The organism is Camelimonas sp. ID_303_24 (assembly GCF_053543495.1).
The window spans coordinates 169,123-183,965 of record NZ_JBLLJM010000002.1; the positions used below are offsets into that span (position 1 = coordinate 169,123).

The 14,843-nt window shown below is 65.2% G+C and carries 13 protein-coding genes; 10 read left to right on the top strand and 3 right to left on the bottom strand.

Annotated elements, in window-relative coordinates:
* Positions 1-322 precede the first annotated feature (322 nt).
* A complete protein-coding gene (locus ACERNI_RS01320) occupies positions 323-1,318 on the bottom strand; it encodes a GDP-mannose 4,6-dehydratase (protein ID WP_448831462.1) in 996 nt (331 codons plus the stop codon).
* Positions 1,319-1,820: 502 nt separating this feature from the next.
* Between ACERNI_RS01320 and ACERNI_RS01325 the strand changes: the two genes are divergently transcribed.
* From ACERNI_RS01325 to ACERNI_RS01360, 8 genes are all read left to right on the top strand, one after another.
* Complete coding sequence (locus ACERNI_RS01325; RefSeq protein ID WP_448831463.1) at positions 1,821-2,897, top strand: septal ring lytic transglycosylase RlpA family protein; 1,077 nt, start codon at positions 1,821-1,823, stop codon at positions 2,895-2,897.
* Between the two features lie 377 nt (positions 2,898-3,274).
* A complete protein-coding gene (locus tag ACERNI_RS01330; protein ID WP_448831464.1) occupies positions 3,275-4,549 on the top strand; it encodes a D-alanyl-D-alanine carboxypeptidase family protein in 1,275 nt (424 codons plus the stop codon).
* Positions 4,546-5,229: a dTMP kinase gene (tmk, locus tag ACERNI_RS01335; protein WP_448831465.1), complete on the top strand. Its 684-nt coding sequence runs from the start codon at positions 4,546-4,548 to the stop codon at positions 5,227-5,229. The genes ACERNI_RS01330 and tmk overlap by 4 nt, the downstream gene beginning before the upstream one ends.
* An 83-nt stretch (positions 5,230-5,312) precedes the next feature.
* Positions 5,313-6,383, top strand: coding sequence for a DNA polymerase III subunit delta' (locus ACERNI_RS01340; RefSeq protein WP_448831466.1), 1,071 nt, complete (start codon positions 5,313-5,315; stop codon positions 6,381-6,383).
* 79 nt (positions 6,384-6,462) lie between these two features.
* On the top strand, positions 6,463-8,025 hold the full coding sequence (metG, locus tag ACERNI_RS01345) for a methionine--tRNA ligase (protein ID WP_448831467.1): 1,563 nt from the start codon (positions 6,463-6,465) through the stop codon (positions 8,023-8,025).
* Positions 8,025-8,816 carry a TatD family hydrolase gene (locus ACERNI_RS01350; RefSeq protein WP_448831468.1) on the top strand — a complete coding sequence of 264 codons (792 nt, stop codon included), beginning with the start codon at positions 8,025-8,027 and terminating at the stop codon, positions 8,814-8,816. The genes metG and ACERNI_RS01350 overlap by 1 nt, the downstream gene beginning before the upstream one ends.
* Positions 8,817-8,832: 16 nt before the next feature.
* Positions 8,833-9,630 carry an MBL fold metallo-hydrolase gene (locus tag ACERNI_RS01355; protein WP_448831469.1) on the top strand — a complete coding sequence of 266 codons (798 nt, stop codon included), beginning with the start codon at positions 8,833-8,835 and terminating at the stop codon, positions 9,628-9,630.
* Between the two features lie 51 nt (positions 9,631-9,681).
* Positions 9,682-10,638 carry a hypothetical protein gene (locus ACERNI_RS01360; RefSeq protein WP_448831470.1) on the top strand — a complete coding sequence of 319 codons (957 nt, stop codon included), beginning with the start codon at positions 9,682-9,684 and terminating at the stop codon, positions 10,636-10,638.
* 114 nt (positions 10,639-10,752) lie between these two features.
* On the opposite strand, the gene ACERNI_RS01365 is transcribed toward ACERNI_RS01360, so the two are convergent.
* A complete protein-coding gene (locus ACERNI_RS01365) occupies positions 10,753-11,712 on the bottom strand; it encodes an aliphatic sulfonate ABC transporter substrate-binding protein (protein WP_448831471.1) in 960 nt (319 codons plus the stop codon).
* Between the two features lie 129 nt (positions 11,713-11,841).
* On the opposite strand from ACERNI_RS01365, the gene ACERNI_RS01370 reads away from it, so the two are divergent.
* Entirely contained in the window at positions 11,842-12,924 is a 1,083-nt protein-coding gene (locus ACERNI_RS01370; RefSeq protein ID WP_448831472.1) for an LLM class flavin-dependent oxidoreductase, read from the top strand.
* A 716-nt stretch (positions 12,925-13,640) separates the two neighbouring features.
* Positions 13,641-14,543 carry a DUF817 domain-containing protein gene (locus ACERNI_RS01375; RefSeq protein WP_448831473.1) on the top strand — a complete coding sequence of 301 codons (903 nt, stop codon included), beginning with the start codon at positions 13,641-13,643 and terminating at the stop codon, positions 14,541-14,543.
* Here the strand turns inward: ACERNI_RS01375 and ACERNI_RS01380 are convergent, their stop codons facing one another.
* Complete coding sequence (locus ACERNI_RS01380) at positions 14,544-14,840, bottom strand: hypothetical protein (RefSeq protein ID WP_448831474.1); 297 nt, start codon at positions 14,838-14,840, stop codon at positions 14,544-14,546.
* Positions 14,841-14,843: the final 3 nt, after the last annotated feature.

The window sequence follows — 14,843 nt, forward strand, 5'->3', positions numbered from 1 at the left end:
CTGTGCAGGGAATGACCGATCAGACAGGAGGGCGCCATGTCCATTGTTTTCGCAGTCATCGCAGGGGTGTTTGTCGCTGGCTCCGTGGGCGCCGCTGAATGGTTCAGCGCCAGCCGGCGCGTGCGGGGCTGAGACATTTCCCCGAATGAGGAGCCCGCTTTCGGGGCGAAAGCGCGTAAAGTTAAAGGGGTATGGCATTTGGGGGGAACCGGATTTCCCCTGAATGCTCCAGTTGCTTTTGTCTTGGGCGAATCCTGACCGACCGGATGATTGCATCTGGCGGGGAGGCGCTCCAGGGCGTCGCGGCGCTTTCGCGCGCAGCTCATTCGGCTGCCTGGCGCAGCGGATATTGCTGGCGTGCGATATCGGCGTTGACCATGTCGCGCATGGTGTCCGCCGCGCTGAAGCGGGGTTTCCACCCAAGCAGCGCCTGGGCCTTGCTGGCGTCGCCAAGCAGGGCGTTGACCTCGGCCGGACGCAGCAGGGCCGGGTCGTGCGTCACATGCCGCTCCATGTCGAGCCCGGCGTGGGCAAAGGCAATCCGGCAGATGTCGCGAACGCTCATGCTGGTTCCGGTGGCGATGACCAGATCGACGGGTTCGGGTTGTTGCAACATCAGCCACATGGCTTCCACATAGTCGCGGGCGTGCCCCCAGTCACGCCGCGCCTCCATGCAGCCAAGCGACAGCTTCTCCTGCGCGCCGCAACGGATCGCCGCGACGGCGCGACTGATGCGGCGCGTCACGAATTCCGCGCCGCGCAGGGGTGATTCATGGTTGAACAGAATGCCGCAACTGGCGTGCAAGCCAAAGCTTTCCCGATAATTCACCGTCATCCAGTGCGCATAAAGCTTGGCGGCCGCATAGGGCGAGCGCGGCTGGAATGGCGTTGCTTCATTCTGCATGGCGGTCGCGGCCTGGCCGAACATTTCCGATGATGAGGCCTGGTAGAAGCGGGCGGACGGGCAGGCAATGCGCATGGCCTCCAGCATGTTGGCCGCGCCCAACGCCGTGACGGAGCCGGTGAGAAGCGGCTGCCGCCACGAAGTCATCACATAAGACTGCGCCGCCAGATTGTAGATCTCGTCCGGCCTGGCGTCCTGCATGGCGCGCAACAGGCTTGAAAGATCAAGCAGATCTCCTTCAAGTATTGTGATGTCCCGCGTGACGCCGAGCCAGTCCAGCCGTTCGGCGGAGAAAGCGCCTGATCCTGAACGGCGGGCCAGCCCGAACACCTCATAGTTCCTGGAGAGCAACAATTTTGCCAGCCAGGCGCCGTCCTGTCCTGTGATGCCGGTGATAAGGGCGCGTTTGGCCATCCAGATTGCATCCATCAGCTGGTTGCTTGATTTTGAATATTAATTACATATTATTATTTTAATCAACATGTGATTTATTTGTGGTTGCTTGCGAGAGCGGTCGCGGGGACCGAGGCGCCTGGCGCGCGTACGCTGGATGGGGGGCGCAGGCGGGAGCGTTAAACGCGCGTGATTTTGAGGAAAAGCCGTCGAAGGGTTAACGGCCCGTTGTGATTGTGGCGATTGTCGGGCGCGGGTGGGAGCGGTTGACGTCTGGCGGCTCATGGCCTCGGAAAAAATGTTTCGCTGCTTGAGGTTCACGCGAAGGAATGCCGGCAGGGGCAGCGTCCATCCGGCGTCGAATTGGCGCCGTTTTGACAAATATGCCCACCCAGGCCAGGTTCTGTGCGCGATCGGGTTGGTTCATTTTGATCCATCGCATCCTGAATTTGAGCATTGCATTAAGGCTTTGTTAACGCGCTGGGCCGGAAATGCAGTTTCAATCCTGTGACCAGGCGAACTGTTGCGCCTCTACAGAAGCGAGCCCAAGCTGGCCATGCCCGAATGCTATTCCCTGCAATCCATCCGCACTTCCGCCAGGTCAGCGCGTCCGTGTGACAGCCGGTGGGGAGACTGCGGGGAGCAGGGGCGCGCGCGGAGCGCCGGCGTTGTCGCCCTGCGTCTGGCGGGGGTCGCGGCGACGGCGCTGCTCGTGGCCAATTGCGCCGGGCAGGTGGAGCGCCAGGGCGGGCAGCAGGACCGGTTCAATAAAAAATATGGCGTCAGCTCCAGCCCGCGCGTGGTGCGCCCGGGTGATCCGGTGCCCAAGGGCGGCGGCCGGGCCATGGTGGGCAAGACCTATACGGTCGCCGGCAAGCGTTATACGCCCGTAGAAAATCCGCATTATTCGACCAAAGGCGTGGCTTCCTGGTATGGCATGAATTTTCATGGCCGCCTGACCGCCAATGGCGAGGTGTTCGACAAGGAATCCATCGCTGCGGCGCATCCCACGCTGCCGCTGCCGAGTTATGTGCGCGTCACCAATCTGGACAACGGGCTTTCGCTGGTGGTGCGCGTCAATGATCGTGGCCCCTACCATGGCCGGCGCGTCATCGACGTGTCGCGCCGCGCCGCCGAACTGCTGGAGTTCCGGCGGGTTGGTACGGCGAAGGTGAAGGTTGATTTTATCCGCAAGGCCTCGGTGAACGGCAGCGATGACCAGGTGCTGGCCGCGACGCTTTCCGACGGCGCGCCGGCGAGGCTGGACGGTCGGCAGACCCCGGTGCTGGCGCCTGTGATGGTGGCGAGCGCTGGCGGGTCGGCAGCATCCGCGCATGAAGCGCCGCGCATGACCGCGCGCGACGCCGGCATGGCCGAAGGGCCAGTCAGCGGAGCGCCGGCCGTACAGATGCAGGCTCGCGACACGCAAGCTGGCGAGGCGCAGATCCAGGAGACGCAGGTGGCCGGGGTGTCCACGCACATCCAGGGCGGCGAGACCAGCCTGACCATGGCCGGCCTCGTTGAGGAAAGCGTCGCGACGCTGCCGGCCACGGCTCCGTTGCCGCCGGTGCGTCCGGTGATGATGGCTTCGGGGAACTGAGCCACGGCCGACGAAGTCGTCGGCTCATGGTTTCCGCGCGCAACTGCGTCATCCATCCGTGGTCATTCATTGGCAGTCGTTCATTGGCGACGTGAGCGACCACGATACTGTCGGCCTAAATGGCGTGGGGCGTGCGCCCGTTGTCTTTGTCCTGGGCGGGTTCTGATGGGCTGACGCCTTCAGCAGATGCTCTGGCGGATCGCATTTTGCCGTGTGGCGAGGGGGGCGGCGGCAAGCTTTTCCATGGCTGACCGGCGCATCGCGCCATGGCGCGTCGGGCAGGCTTCTGGCGGGCCGGATGCGCCGGCTGGCCCGGTTGCGGGCTGCTTGTTTTTGCGCCGCGGTCGCCGCACATTCCCCTGATGAGATTGTCCGCCATGATATCCGGACTGAAGCGGCGAGACGGGCGGCGCGCCACCTTTTCGGTGGGGGCGAAGGCTGCGGCGCGTGCGCTTGTGGGCGTGGTCGCGTTGCTTCCCGCGACGCTGGCGTTGCCTGTCGCGCCAGCGGCCGCCCAGCATGGGCGCGAGGCGGCGGCCAAAACGCCGGCCGGGTTCGAAACGGAAGCCGCCCAGGCGATCCTGATTGATGACGCCACGGGCTCCGTGTTGTTCGACAAGGCGGTTGATGCGCCGTTCGCGCCCGCCAGCATGGTCAAGATCATGACCGCCGCCCTCGTGTTCGAGGCGCTGTCTGCGGGAAAGGTCACGCCGGATACGATGTTCCGGGTGTCGGAGCACGCCTGGCGCACTGGCGGCGGGCCATCCGGCGGTTCGGCCATGTTCGCCATTTTGAACAGCGAGGTGCGCGTCGGCGATCTGCTGCGCGGCATGCTGGTGCAGGCGGGCAATGACGCCGCCATCGTGCTGGCGGAAGGCATCGCAGGCAGCGAGCCGGCGTTTGTCGCCCGCATGACGGCCAAGGCGAAAGAGCTGGGCCTGATCCGGACAAGTTTCACCAATGCTTCTGGCCTGCCGGACCCGGGGCAGATGACGACCGCCCGCGACATGGCGCGGCTGTCGCGCCATGTCATCGCCACATGGCCAGAGCTTTACCGGGTGTTCAGCGAGCCGGAGTTCACCTGGAACAAAATTCGCCAGCGCAACCGCAATCCGCTGGTGCAGGCGGTGAACGGCGCCGATGGCTTGCAGACCGGCTATACCAAAGACGGCGGCTTCGCCCTGGCGGGCTCGGTGGTGCAGAACGGCCAGCGGCTGGTGTTCGTGCTCACAGGCCTCAAGACCGCCGCCGCGCGCTCGGATGAAGCGCGCAAGCTGGTGGAATGGGCTTACAGGACCTTCGAGGCGCGCAAGCTGTTCGAGGCGGGCGCGACGGTGGGCGAGGCCAGTGTGTTCGGCGGCGCCAGCGGCTCTGTCGCGTTGGCGGCCCGCGCGCCTGTCAGCGTGTTGGTGCGCCGCGAGGGAGAGGACAAACTGACGGCGCAAATCGTTTATACCGGCCCGGTGCAGGCCCCGGTTGCGGCGGGCGCGGAAATTGGCAGGCTCGTGGTGCTGCGCGGCGATGCGCCGGCGCTGGAGACGCCGCTTTACGCCGCCACGGCGGTGACGCGGGGCAGTCTGCCGCAACGGGCTATGGATGGCGCGGTTGAGCTGGCGGGTGGCTGGATCCGCAAGGCATTGAGGCGCGAATGAGCGACAGGGCGAAGCTGCGCGGGCGATTCATCACGTTTGAAGGGGGTGAGGGGGTTGGAAAATCCACCCAGATCCGGCTGCTGGAAGCGCGGCTGCGCGCCGCCGGCCTGGAGGTGGTGGTGACGCGCGAACCGGGAGGCTCGCAACGCGCCGAAACGATCCGCAATTACATTCTGGGCGGCGGCGCCCGCGCGCTTGGCCCCATGGCCGAGGCGCTGCTGTTCAGCGCCGCCCGCATCGATCACATCGACACCTTGATCCGCCCTGCGTTACAGGCCGGCAAATGGGTGCTGTGCGACCGCTTCGCCGATTCCACCCGCGCCTACCAGGGGGCGAATGGCAAGCTTGACGATGCGGTCATGCAGGCGCTGGAACAGGTGACGCTGGCCGGCGTCCGGCCGGACCTGACGCTGATGCTGGACATGCCGCCGGCCATCGGCCTGCAGCGCGCCGCCGCGCGTCGCGAAGCCGGCGCCCAGCCTGACCGGTTCGAAAGCGAGGGGCTGGGGTTTCACGCCCGGCTGCGCAAGGCTTTTCACCAGATCGCCAGCGCCGAACCAGGGCGCTGCGCCATTGTCAATGCGGACAGGGCCGTTCCTGAGGTCGAGGCGGCCATTTTTCAGGTCGTCGACGAGCGGCTGGGCGAAGCGGTGACGCCGCTGCCGGCGATCACGCGATAAAAGTCGGTCGCCGCATAAAATGACGGCCTCCCGAACCGCGATCCTGATATACCGCGCGCGTCACACACAGGAGACACAGCAGCATGGCAACCGGAGCGGATGAAGCGATCGGGCCGGACCAGCATCCTGGCGCGCCGCATCCGCGCGAGCAGTCGCTGCTGTTCGGCCATCAGGAGGCTGAGGACGCGTTCCTTGAAGCCTGGCGTAGCGGCCGGTTGCATCATGCATGGCTCGTTGGCGGCCCGGCGGGGATTGGCAAGGCCACCTTCGCCTGGCGGGCGACGCGATTTCTGCTGGCCAATCCCGACCCGTCAGCGTCTGGCGCGGCGGCGACCAGCCTGTATGTGCCGCCGGACGCCCGGGTTTTCCGCCAGGTCGCCAGCGGAGCCCATCCGGATGTGGCGGTGATCCGCCGCGGGCCGCGCAAGGACGGCAAGGGATTCTCCGCTGAAATCGCCGTTGCGGACGTGCGCCGGGCGCTCGATCTGTTCGGGGCGACGGCCAGCGGCTGGCGGGTGGTCATCGTTGACTGCGCCGATGACCTGAACGTCGCCGGCGCCAACGCCCTGCTCAAGGCGATCGAGGAGCCGCCGCCGCGCGCCATCGTGTTCGTGATTTCACACGCCCCGGCGCGCACGTTGCCGACCATCCGCTCGCGCTGCCGGCGGCTCAACCTGCGGCCGCTGGCCGACGCGGACGTGACCAGGGCGGTGCGATCGCTGGGCGCGCCATGGAGCGATGCGGAGGAGGCTGAACTGGCGGAGGCGGTGACGCTGGCGCATGGCTCGGTGGGTGAGGCGCTGGCCATGCTCGATGATACCCGGCGGGCGTTGATCCGCCAGACGCGCGCGTTGCTGGAGGCGCTGCCGCGCATGGAGGTCGCCGACGCCCTGGCGCTGGCGGACAAGGTGACTGGCCGCGACCAGGAAGAGGCGTTCCGCACGGTGCTTGAAACCGTTGGCGACTGGACCTCCGGGCTTGTGCGCAGCCAGGCGGGGCAGGGGCCGCGTCGCCTTGCGCCCCTGGTCGAGGTGTGGGAGAAGAACGCCCAGGCGGCGCGCGAGGCGGAAAGCTATAATCTGGATCGGCGGCCGCTGGTCATGTCCATGTTCGGCGACCTCGCGGAAGCTGTCCGGCGGCTCTGCGCCCCGTAAGCACGCGCCGGTCTGGCCGGAAGGATCCTGGCGGCCCGCGCCGCCCGGGATCCGGCTCAAAATCAACGGGTTATCGCAGATGGCAGCCGGCCGGCCGACCTACTACATCACCACAGCCATTTCCTATCCCAATGGCGCTCCGCATATTGGCCACGCTTATGAGGCGATCGCCGCCGACGCCATCGCCCGCTTCAGGCGGCTGGATGGTTATGACGTCTATTTCCAGACGGGCACGGACGAGCACGGCCTGAAGATGGTGCAGACGGCGGCCAAAGCTGGCGTGACGCCGCGCGAACTGGCTGACCGGAACTCGGCGCTGTTCCAGGCCATGTGCGATGGCCTGTCGGTGTCCTACGACAGGTTTTTCCGCACCACAGATCCGGCCCATTACGCCGCCTGCCAGGAGCTGTGGCGGCGGATGCGCGCCAATGACGACATCTATCTGGACACCTACGCCGGATGGTATTCGGTGCGCGACGAGGCGTTCTACGACGAGAGCGAAACCACGTTGCAGGGCGATGGAACGCGCCTTGGTCCGCAGGGCACCCAGGTGGAGTGGACCGAGGAGCAGACCTGGTTCTTCCGCCTGTCGAAATATCAGGATCGCCTGCTGAAGCTCTATGAGGAGCAGCCGGATTTCGTCGGCCCGGACAGCCGCCGCAATGAGGTGGCCAGCTTCGTGCGCGGCGGCCTGCAGGATCTGTCGATCTCCCGCACCACGCTGGACTGGGGCATCCCGGTGCCGGACGCGCCGGGCCACGTCATGTATGTGTGGATCGACGCCCTGGCCAATTACATCACCGGCGTCGGCTTCCCGGATGAAAACAATCCGCGGTGGCGCTACTGGCCGGCGGACGCCCACATCATTGGCAAGGACATTATCCGCTTCCACGCGGTGTACTGGCCGGCGTTCCTGATGTCGGCGGGCGTGACGCTGCCGAAGCGCGTCTTCGGCCACGGCTTCCTCTTCAACAAGGGGGAGAAGATGTCCAAATCGCTGGGCAATGTCATTTCGCCGGCCGATCTGGCCACGGCCTATGGCGTTGACCAGATGCGCTACTTCCTGTTGCGCGAGGTGTCGTTCGGTCAGGATGGCAGCTACAGCCACGAGGCCATCGTCAACCGCGTCAACGCCGATCTCGCCAACGATCTGGGCAATCTGGCCCAGCGCTCGCTGTCGATGGTGGCGAAGAATTGCCACGGCAAGATTCCGCAGCCGGGCGGCCTGACGGTGGAAGACGCCGCCATGCTCGCCCAGGCCGACGCCCTGCGCGACAAGGCGCGCGCCGCGCTCGACCAGTTTGCCCTGCATACCTACCTGGCGGAGGTCTGGGCGGTGGTGGCCGAGGCCAACCGCTATTTCGCCGCCCAGGAGCCGTGGAAGCTGCGCAAGACCGAACCCGATCGCATGGCCACCGTGCTGTATGTGACGGCTGAGGTGATCCGCAACGTCGCCATCCTGGCCCAGCCGGTGACGCCGGCAGCCGCGGAGAAACTGCTCGATCTGCTGGCCGTTGACGCGGACAGGCGCGACTTCGCGCATCTGGGGCAGGTTGGCCGGCTGATCGAGCATACGCATCTGCCGGCGCCGGCGCCGGTGTTTCCGCGTTATGTTGAACCGGAAACGGAAGCAGCTTCCTGATGCTTGTCGACAGCCACTGCCACCTTGACTATTTCGCCAGTGATTTCGACGAGGTGATGGCCCGGGCGGAGGCGGCCGGCGTGACGCGCATGGTGACCATCGCCACCAACGTGCGCAAGGCGCACGTTTACCGCGAGATCGCCGAGCGTGATCCGCGCGTCTGGTTCACCGTCGGCACCCATCCGCTGCACGCAGGTGAGGAGCCGGACGTTACCGTCGATGAGATCGTCGCCCTGGCGCAGCATCCGCGCTGCGTCGGCATCGGTGAGGCCGGGCTGGACTATTTTTACGACAAGGACCCGCCGGAGGTGCAGCAGGCGGTGTTCCGCACCAATATCGCCGCCGCCCGCATCACCGGGTTGCCGCTGGTGATCCATGCGCGCAAGGCCGATGACGACATGATCGCCATCCTGCGTGAGGAGATGGCGAAGGGCGCCTTCAAGGCGCTGCTGCACTGTTTCTCCTCCGGGGCGGAGCTGGCGCGGGTCGGCGTCGAGCTTGGGCTGTATGTGTCGTTCTCGGGCATTTTGACGTTCCCGAAGTCGCAGGACATCCGTGACATCGCCGCCGGGGTTCCGGCGGAGCGGCTGCTGGTGGAGACGGATTCGCCATACCTGGCGCCGGTTCCGGTGCGCGGCAAACGCTGCGAGCCGGCCTACACAGCCCACACGGCGCGGGTGCTGGCGGAGGTGCGCGGCATGGACGCGGCGGCGCTGGCCAGGCTGACGACGGACAATTTCTTCCGGCTGTTCGACAAGGCCGCGGCCCTTGAACAGGCCGGAAACCAGTAAGAGGTTGGGGGAGCGCATGAGCCTGAAGGTCACCATTCTCGGCTGTGGCTCATCGGCTGGCGTGCCGCGCGTGGGGCAGGGGTGGGGCGCCTGCGATCCCGCCAATCCCAAAAACCGCCGCAGGCGTTGCGCCCTGCTGGTGGAGCGGATCGGGACAGGCGGCGCCACCACGGTGCTGGTCGACATGGGGCCGGACCTGCGCGAGCAATTGCTGGACGCCGACGTGCGCAAGCTTGACGGCATCCTGCTGACCCACGAGCACGCCGACCATACCCATGGCATCGATGACGTGCGCCCCCTGGCCATCGCCATGCGCCGGCGCCTCGACGTCTGGATCGACGACAAGACCTTTTCCTTCCTCGAAGACCGTTTCGACTACATCTTCCGCACGCCGCACGGCAGCTCCTATCCGCCGATCCTGCGCCGCCATTCCATGACGGTCGGCGCGGAGGTGGTGATCGACGGCGCTGGCGGCGCGGTGCGGGCGCTGCCGTTCAACATGCTGCACGGCGACACCACGGCGCTGGGCTTCCGCTTCAACGGCCTGGCCTACGCCAGCGACGTGCATCTGATGCCGGAAGACAGCATCGCCATGTTGCACGGCCTCGACGTGCTGATCGTCGATGCCTTGCGCCACACGCCGCATCCGACGCATTTCAACGTCGCGGAAGCGCTGGAACTGGTGGCGCGGGTGCAGCCGAAACGGGCGGTGCTGACCAATTTGCATACGGACCTGGATTACGCGACGCTGGCGGCGGAGCTGCCGCCGCATGTGACACCGGCCTTTGACGGCATGGTTCTGGAGACGGCGTAAACACTATAAAAACGGCCAGCGATGGAGCCGGCCGATATGGGAGGAACCGTCATGTCGAAAGCTTTTGCGACCGAAATCCATGATGACGGCGCGGTGATATCCGGTCCGCTGCGCGGTCCGCGCCAGATGTTGCAGGCGCAGTCCTACGACGATCACGCCTCGATTCATGATGACGCCACCGCCCAGAAGCTGGGCTTCAAGGGCGGCACCATCGAAGGCCCGACGCATTTCAGCCAGTTCGCGCCGCTCGGCGCGCATCTGTGGGGCAAGGCCTGGTTCGAAACCGGCTGCATTTCCGCCCACTACCGCAGCCCCTGCTACGAGGGTGATCTCGCCCGGGCTTTCATGCGCAAGCCGGCGGACGGCGCAACGCATACGGAAATCTGGATGCAACGTGAGGACGGCGAGGAAGTGCTGCGCGGCACCGCCTCGGTTGGCGCCGGCAACCCGCCGACGGCGCTGGAGCAGCGGCTGCAGACCCTGAAAGCGCCGGACGTTCTGGTGATCCTGGCGGATGTGACGATGGGCCGTTTTGGCGGCCGCGTTCCGGTGCGCATGGCCATGGACCAGAACATGGGCGCCCTGTATCCCTTCAGCCTTGGCGACAAGCTTAAAGTCATCACCGAGCCGTCGTCGTGGTATGTCGCCGGCGACAATCCGTGGGGGCGGGCGATCATCCCGATGGAGATGATCAGCGTGCTGCTGGGTTCGCCGGAGAATGGTCGCCTGCCAGCGCGCGGCCCGGCGGTTGGCCTGTTCGCCGACCAGGAAATCCGCCTGGTCAATGGCCCGCTATTCGTTGGCGAACCCTACGAACTGGAGCGCGAGGTCGTTGGCCTCAGCGGCAGCCGGCGCACCGAAAGCGCCTGGGTGCTGACCCGCGTCTATCGCGCCGGTACCGACGATCTCGTGGCGACGATGCTGCTCAACAGCGCCACGCTGAAGGATTCCTACGCGCCTTACGAGGCCGAACTCCAGCAGATCATGGCGGCGCGGCAAAGCGCCTGAAGAGTGCGCCTGAAGGGCGCATTTGCAGCCGGCCGCATTTCTTGCCAGACCGGGCAATGTCCGGTCGCCTGCCTGACGAAAAGATCCGTCAGGCAGGCGCGGCTGCCGCCGCCCTCAGGACGGCGGCGCCCAGATCGGCGCGGAGGTAGCGTCGATTTTTTGTGGGATCAGCCCGGCGGCGAAGAAGACGTCGGCGATGCGCTGCTGGTCGCCCAGCCTGTCGCGCTGCACCGGGAGAACCTGATAGCTGCGCCGCTGGTTGACGGCCCTGACGACCTCTGGCGGTACATCGCCCCAGATCGGCGCGAGCTTCTTCGCTGCAGCTTCCGGGTTGGCTTTCACCCAGCGGCCCTGTTCGGCCAGCGCTGCGAAGACAATATTCACCACATCCGGGCGTTCGTTGGCGAAGCTGGTATTGACCGTATAATAACGGCTGTAGCCACTGAGGCCGGTGGCGTCGGCGATGGTGCGCACCGGATGCTGGTGCTCGGTGATTGACAGGAACGGATCCCAGATCACCCAGGCGTCGATGCTGCGTCCCTTGAACGCCGCCGCGCCGTCCGGCGCTTCCAGATAGGCCGGCGTGATGTCGCTGAATGACAGACCCTCGCGGGCCAGCGCCGCCGCCAGGATGAAGTGGCAACCGGAGCCGCGCGAGACGCCAACCCGTTTGCCTTTCAGGTCCCGCACGCTGCGTATCGGCGAATCCGCGTGCACGATGATGGCTTCAGCGGACGGCGAGGGCGCTTCCGTTGCGTAAAATGTGAGTTTTGCGCCGGCGGCCTGCGTGAAGATTGGCACGGCGTCGGCCACATCCGCATGAAACTCCACCGAGCCGGCGTTCATGGGCTGCAGCACGGATGTGAACTGTTTCCAGTTCACCTCCAGCCCCAACGGCGCCAGCCGTTTTTCCAGCACCCGGTCTTCCTTGAGCAAGGTCAGCAGCGTCGATGAGCGCTGATAGCTGAACCGCACCGGCGTCGCGGCGGCGCGGGCAACCCCGGACAACACAACGGGCGCGGCGAGCGCGCCGGCAAGAAGATGGCCAAGTACATGGCGACGTGTGTGCGGCATGGTTAATTCCTGATTGTCTAGATGTAATTTAATTTTGTTGGCGTGTACATCAATATAGTTTTCGTATATTATGTATTCATTCGTTGAGAATGGAATATTGTTCTTTAGCAATGCGACTGCGAGGAAGAAATGTCTCAAAACGCGCTACGTTTTGGCATATGGGCGCTGGTTCATGGCAACCGGGCTGCGCTGCATGATCCGGAAGAGCCCTATGACGCGTCGTTCGCGCGGAATCGTGCGCTGGTTCTGGAGGCTGAGCGGCTCGGATATGCGACGACGCTCGTGGCGCAGCACACCGCAAATCCACTGGACCGGGAACTGGACCAGCTTGAGGCGTGGACCGCCTCCGCCGCGCTGGCGGCCCTGACCAGCCGGATCGAGATCATCGCTGCGATCAAGCCATACCTGTATCATCCGGTCGTGCTGGCCAAGATGGCGCTACAGATTGAGGAAATCAGCCAGGGGCGCTTTGGCCTCAATCTGGTCAATGCCTGGAACCGCCCGGAACTGGAGAGGGCCGGATTGCCGTTCGCGGAGCACGATGCGCGCTACGCTTATGGCGCGGAATGGCTGTCCGTGGTCAGTCGGTTGATGTCCGGCGAAGCGGTGACCCATCACGGCGCGCATTTCCACATCGACGACTATCAACTCAGGCCGGTGGGCAAATTCCGGCGGCGGCCGGCGATTTATGTGGGCGGCGAGTCGGGGCCGGCGCGGGCGCTGGTCGCCGCCCAGGGCGACGTCTGGTTCATCAACGGCCAGCCGCTGGAGGCGGTTCGCGATCTGGTCGCGGATTTGCGGGCGCGCCCGCGCGTCGGCGCGCCGCTGCGCTTCGGGCTGTCGGCGTTCGTCATCGCCAGGCCGACCCAGGCCGAGGCCGACGCCGAACTGGCGCGACTTGCCGGCCTGGCGCAACTGGATGCGCCGCTGCGCGATATACAGCGGACCAACACCGATCCGGCTGTGGTGATGATGCAGACGATCGCGCGCACGCCATCGGTCGGCACCAATGGCGGCACGGCCGCCGGGCTTGTCGGCGACTATGATGCGGTGGCGCGCCGGGTCGCGGCGTTTCATGACCTGGGTATCGACACCTTCATGCTGCAGTTCCAGCCGTTCGAGCGCGAGATGCGACGCTTCGCGGCCGAGGTCATTCCGCGCGTCCGCCGATTGACCGGCGAAGCGCCGGTTGCGGCGCGGCGCGGGGCCTGAGCGCCGGCAGTGCCGGCGGGAGCTCCCGCCCTGGCTCGCCGCCATTGAGGCCGCCAGATCCTTCCGAACTGTTTCAGCCCGTGGAGCGTCCCGATGCACGACGTCCGGATCTCCAGGGGCTGAAAACCGCTCAAATCGCCAGAGGCGCCAGATTGGCCTGATCTGGAGATGATTTATAGTTCCATAATATATCTTCTGCGAATTATATATGAAGCCGGAGCCACGCTTCCCGCTCCGTTGCAATCCATTACCGGGCTGAATGGCTGGTGAAACCTGTTCGGTTACAACGGTTTTCGCCCTGGTTTCCCTGGCATGGTTTCCCTGGTATGGCTGCTTGGGCATGACTCCCTTGCCCGGTCTCGCTGCTGCTCGTTCCTGGGCATTCCCTTGCTGGCGTCCTTCTGGCGACGCCCTGCAACTGGCCTATTCGTAACCGTCGGCCTGGCTTCGTCGCCAGGTTCGCCCATCCCAGGGCCACCCGATCCCGTGTCCTTCCGATCTTTGACCAGCACGATCCCTGGCCAGTTCCCATCGCCGGTGGCGCGTCAGCCACCGGCTGCGCGGGCACGCGCCATGGCTTTCCCACAAGGTGTGAACGGTTTATCCCGGTTGTCCGATGGCCCGGCGGGTTCTGGCCGCGGGCTGCATGCAGACGCCAATTTCCGCATGGCGGGCCTGTTTCCAGCGGCGCACAACGGATGGAGTTGCGATTTTTCATGAATGATACGCGCGCGCTGGAACTGCGCCTTGGCGAGATGGTGCGCCGGCGGTTGCCCGGCTATGCCGCCGAGTTTGTCATGTTTGGGCTCAAGCAGGCCTGGGCCTGCCTGTTCGCCGGGCTGCTGCTTGGCGCGATCCTGGTCAGCCGGCTGATCTGGCAAGCGGATTGGCCGGCGCCGCGCTACGACGCGCTGTTCATCTTCGCCATCGTTGTCCAGGTGGTGTTCCTGGCGCTGAAGCTGGAAACATGGTCGGAGGCGCGGGTTATCCTGGCGTTCCATATCACCGGAACGGCCATGGAATGGTTCAAGGTGAGCGCCGGGTCGTGGAGCTATCCGGAGCCAGGCTTCTTCCGCGTCATGGACGTGCCGCTGTTTTCCGGCTTCATGTATGCGGCGGTAGGCAGCTTCATGGTCAGGGTCATTCGCATCTTCGAGATGCGGTTCACGCCCTACCCGCAATTATGGTTAACCCTGGCGCTGGCGGTGGGCATCTATGCCAATTTCTTCGCGCATCACTTCCTGCCGGACATGCGCTGGGCCCTGTTCGCCGCCACCATCCTGATCTATGGCCGCACGCGCATCTGGTTCAGGCTGGCGCGCTGGTACTGGATGCCCCTGCCGCTGGCGGCTCTTTTCTCCAGCCTGTTTCTCTGGGTGGCGGAGAATATCGGCACGCGCACCGGCACATGGCTTTACGCCGGGCAAAAAACGCCGGAACTGGTGTCATTTTCCAAGATCGGGTCCTGGTATCTGCTGCTCTATGTGAGCTTTGTCACCATCTCCCTGGTGACGCGGGAAACCATGCACGGGCCGGCGCCATCGCCTGACGACGCCGGTTCCGGCAAACATGCATTGGGAGGCTTTTCCAGTGAGGCGGACACTGCCTCACGGCGCTGATCAGGCGCGAACGCCCGAGAAGCCCCAACTGCCGATAAACCCGGCCGACACCTTGCCATCCATGTTGTCGCCAGCGACGCTGCCCTTGAATTCCAGCGTCAGGGGCATCGGGCTGGTGATCTTGATCTTCCAGGAGACATCATCGCCGGATGTTTTGCCGTCAAAAATCTCGCCGGCCTCATGATCGGCGCTCTGCGTGCCCGTCAGGGCGCCGCCATTGGCCGTCAGGTTCACAGTGGAGCTCCGTTCGCCCATCGGTGTCTGCATGGTCAGATTCCAGGCGCCGTCAACAGCCATTAC

Coding starts and splice junctions, on each gene's coding strand:
- ACERNI_RS01320 (WP_448831462.1), bottom strand. CDS start 1,318: ATGGCCAAACGCGCCCTTATCACCGGCATCACAGGACAGGACGGCGCC.
- ACERNI_RS01330 (WP_448831464.1), top strand. CDS start 3,275: ATGATATCCGGACTGAAGCGGCGAGACGGGCGGCGCGCCACCTTTTCG.
- tmk (WP_448831465.1), top strand. CDS start 4,546: ATGAGCGACAGGGCGAAGCTGCGCGGGCGATTCATCACGTTTGAAGGG.
- ACERNI_RS01340 (WP_448831466.1), top strand. CDS start 5,313: ATGGCAACCGGAGCGGATGAAGCGATCGGGCCGGACCAGCATCCTGGC.
- metG (WP_448831467.1), top strand. CDS start 6,463: ATGGCAGCCGGCCGGCCGACCTACTACATCACCACAGCCATTTCCTAT.
- ACERNI_RS01350 (WP_448831468.1), top strand. CDS start 8,025: ATGCTTGTCGACAGCCACTGCCACCTTGACTATTTCGCCAGTGATTTC.
- ACERNI_RS01355 (WP_448831469.1), top strand. CDS start 8,833: ATGAGCCTGAAGGTCACCATTCTCGGCTGTGGCTCATCGGCTGGCGTG.
- ACERNI_RS01360 (WP_448831470.1), top strand. CDS start 9,682: ATGTCGAAAGCTTTTGCGACCGAAATCCATGATGACGGCGCGGTGATA.
- ACERNI_RS01365 (WP_448831471.1), bottom strand. CDS start 11,712: ATGCCGCACACACGTCGCCATGTACTTGGCCATCTTCTTGCCGGCGCG.
- ACERNI_RS01370 (WP_448831472.1), top strand. CDS start 11,842: ATGTCTCAAAACGCGCTACGTTTTGGCATATGGGCGCTGGTTCATGGC.
- ACERNI_RS01375 (WP_448831473.1), top strand. CDS start 13,641: ATGAATGATACGCGCGCGCTGGAACTGCGCCTTGGCGAGATGGTGCGC.
- ACERNI_RS01380 (WP_448831474.1), bottom strand. CDS start 14,840: ATGGCTGTTGACGGCGCCTGGAATCTGACCATGCAGACACCGATGGGC.